The 3,716-nt window shown below is 34.9% G+C and carries 4 protein-coding genes; all 4 read left to right on the forward strand.

The features are described from left to right. The coding region (locus F8M47_RS12065) for a hypothetical protein (protein ID WP_167509606.1) at positions 1-584 on the forward strand (584 nt) is incomplete at its 5' end. Positions 585-689: 105 nt separating this feature from the next. Beyond that, on the forward strand, positions 690-1,535 hold the full coding sequence (locus F8M47_RS07265; protein ID WP_150539460.1) for a hypothetical protein: 846 nt from the start codon (positions 690-692) through the stop codon (positions 1,533-1,535). After that, positions 1,535-3,016, forward strand: a complete 1,482-nt coding sequence (locus F8M47_RS07270) for a lipase family protein (protein ID WP_150539461.1) — start codon at positions 1,535-1,537, stop codon at positions 3,014-3,016. Before F8M47_RS07265 ends, F8M47_RS07270 begins: the two co-directional genes overlap by 1 nt. A 96-nt stretch (positions 3,017-3,112) precedes the next feature. Next, positions 3,113-3,716: RHS repeat domain-containing protein (locus tag F8M47_RS07275; RefSeq protein ID WP_150539462.1), on the forward strand; the 604-nt coding region annotated here is incomplete at its 3' end.

Genomic DNA, 3,716 nt, shown 5'->3' on the forward strand with positions numbered 1-3,716 from the left:
AATTTATTGCTGAAGAACGCGATGGGGGAAAGGAATATGTTATCCGTTATCCTGATCAATTTAAATTGAATGGGTGTGTATATCGTAGTTATGGTGGTAGAATGAGGATTGAAGAAAAAAGTGATGATCCGAGATTAAAACAAGAGCCTTATGATGAAAAAGATAAAATAGATCGTGCAACATTGATTTATGGATTTGAAGTTTCCCCTTTTTTCGCTGTTTCTGATGACAGATTGGGAAATAATAAAAGTGATCTTTATTTTAATAAATTACATTATAATATTTATTGTTATAAGAAAAACTCTAAAGATTGGAATAATTTGAGTGAACAAGGATATCTTAAATTCTTACGTTGTTCTTCTTCTTCAATAGAAAATGGTGTAGAAAAATATTTAGGAATGGAAAGGTACACTATTTCTTTTTGGAAAGAGAATCCTGATATAGAACTTAATTTTAAAATTAGTCATAATGAATACTGTGATACAGATATGAATATTTGTCAAAAATTTAAGTTACCATTATTTGATGAAAAAAATATTCAGCCTCAATATTTCCAACAATTCTATGATAAGGAACCATACTAATGGCAGACATTACAGAAATTACCAATTCTTGTCGAGAAGTTGAACACACTTTATGGCTTATACATTCTAATAAGAAAAACAACACCTAAAATAAAGGAAAAAGAAATGAGATACTTAAAATTACCCTTAATCTTCTTTGTGTCAAGTGTTTGTGCAGGTTGTTTTGTTGAGGAACTATTACAATCTAAAAATGAACCTGATTACAGTGAAACCCAATGGCGCACGTTTTACGGTAAAAAGTCAGTAGATTATTTACCCGAATATTGGGTAACTTACTATACCGATAAAAATATTAAAGAATGTCAAAAGCCTAATGCGATATCTGCAGCAGATGGTAAATCACCTTTGCCAATGAAAGAATATCGTGAATTTATTGCTGAAGAACGCGATGGGGGAAAGGAATATGTTATCCGTTATCCTGATCAATTTAAATTGAATGGGTGTGTATATCGAAGCCACGGTGGAAAAATTTATATTGAAGAAAAAAGTGATGATCCGAGATTAAAGCAAGAGCCTTATGATGATAAAAATAAAATATATCGTACAACATTAATTTATGGTTTCAAAGTTTCCCCTTTTTTTGCTGTTTCTGATGACAGATTGGGAAATAATAAAAGTGATCTTTATTTTAATAAATTACATTATAATATTTATTGTTATAAGAAAAGTTCTAAAGATAGGCATAATTATAGCGAGCAAGGATATCTTAAATTCTTACGTTGTTCTTCTTCTTCAATAGAAAATGGTGTGGAAAAATATTTAGGAATGGAAAGGTACACTATTTCTTTTTGGAAAGAGAATCCTGATATAGAACTTAATTTTAAAATTAGTCATAATGAATACTGTGATACAGATATGAATATTTGTCAAAAATTTAAGTTACCATTATTTGATGAAAAAAATATTCAGCCTCAATATTTCCAACAATTCTATGATAAGGAACCATACTAATGGCAGACATTACAGAAATTACCAATTCTTGTCGAGAAGTTGAACACACTTTATGGCTTACCCATTCTAATGAATATAGCTATATCAATGCTTATAATTTAGGGTATTTGTCTCGCCTAGCGTATAGTATGCTCTCATTAGATGAAGATTTAAAGCATGAGCTTGATTTTAGTATATTTCTTGATAAAGCAAGGGAAAAACATACTGTATGCCATATGGAAGGAAATTGGCAATATTATAAACTGACAAAAATTAAAGATGATGGTAAAGATACGATTACACACGGTCTAACACCATTTATTCAGTTAGTTGATATTGGTAAAGGAATAAAACGTTATAATTCAGGTACGGGGAGCGTGGACGATAAAAGCACAAGTGCAGCTGCGCTGTTCTATGTTGATGAAACTCGAGCGGTAATTGCTGTACGTGGAACTTATGAAATTTTACACGATGGCTTATTAATTGATGCCGATGCCAAACAAATAAAACCTGACTTTAATATTAAAGGTGAATTACATCGTGTTTTTTACCGACAAGCTAAAAGTATCATAGATTCCCCTGAATTAGAGGGGGTTATTGGAGAGCTTCAAGGCAAAGAACTTTACGTAACAGGACATAGCTTAGGTGGTGCTGTTGCCACCATTTTAAGTGCTTACCTATTTGAATTAGGCTTTAAACCATTGCTTTATACCTATGGCTCACCACGCGTGGGGAATAGTGACTTTGCGCGTTATTACAGTGATAAGTTTACGCATTTTCGCCATGTCAATGCAGGGGACTGGGTGCCAAGTGTGCCAGGGCGCGCAATAGATGGTGGGATTTATAGCCTGCTTCCAAAAGAGGTAAAACTAGGACTATATTGGTTAAGTAAGGGAGAGATTAATTTTCTTGCTGAGGGGCTAATTAATTTTGAAGGCGATCCTTACACGCACCACGGCAACCTTTGCCAATTTATGAATAAGGGCGCGAATGTATATATGTTGCCATTTGCTCAACACGACATTACTCAGCTACGTGTCAGTGAATGGAGCCCTAAAGAACAGCTTGATATGAAAGATCGCGCACATGATATCGGTGATCCAAGTGCGCACAGCATGGATAAATATTTATTGGCAATAAAAACGGTATTAACAAATTTATATAAATTTTATCAAGACAATCAGTGTATTCCTACCGAGCCGAATGCTTGCAAAGAGCACCCGTTGCACCATTTCACTCAACAACAAATTGCGTTGTTAGAAAAAGAAATTGAAATGTTAAAACCAAAACAGATTTATTTTGGTCATATGTCCACCATGGGTATGAGCTTTTTAGTAGAGGCACAATTAACCGCGAATAAAAAAGATACCAAGAAAATATTTGAAGAAATTTTAAAAAAATTAAAAAGTTTCGATAACACCAAAATTACCCAAGATGAGCTATATCGCAAACCAAGTGGCGATGCGGATATAGAAAAACAACTGAGGGATTTGGTTTCATGATTACTAATTTATTACAACGAACTGGACCAGCTGACGCAAGAAAGCGGATTTGATGACAAAGTCACCACTTACCAGTACAATCAAAACGGCGAATTGGTGAAACAGTTTGAATATGGCGTGCTAACGGCGGGAAGCCCAAATGCAAGCAATCCACAGCCGTTGCGTGTCACAGAGTTTAAACGCAATCAACTCGGGCAACTGCTTGAGCAACATATTCAGCAAGGCAGTCAAAATACGCGCACGCGCTATCAATATGATAAATCAGGGAAAATTGTGCAAGTGGAAAGTGGTCAATATCAGCTACAATTTAGCTATGACAAAGCGGGAAAACTCACCAAGCAAACCGTGCGCCACAATAACCACACACAAACCTTGAAATATGAATATGACGCTAACGGCAATCGCACCAAATTGACGTTGCCGAATAGCGAACGCCTTTCCTATTTTTATTATGGAACGGGGCATTTGACCGCCATAAAATTCAATGAACAGTTAATCACTGAAATTGAACGCGACCACTTACATCGCGAGATTAGTCGTACTCAAGGAACACTCATTAGCCAGTATCAACTCGACCCTGTAGGCAGATTAATTGCGCAACAAGTTCAAAACGACATCGGCAATTTTGTGCCGAAAATTAATCGTAAATATAGTTATGATAATGTTGGTAATTTAGTTAAAACGGAAAATTATTATCCGC

The organism is Actinobacillus vicugnae, assembly GCF_901687125.1.
Lineage (GTDB): Bacteria > Pseudomonadota > Gammaproteobacteria > Enterobacterales > Pasteurellaceae > Actinobacillus > Actinobacillus vicugnae.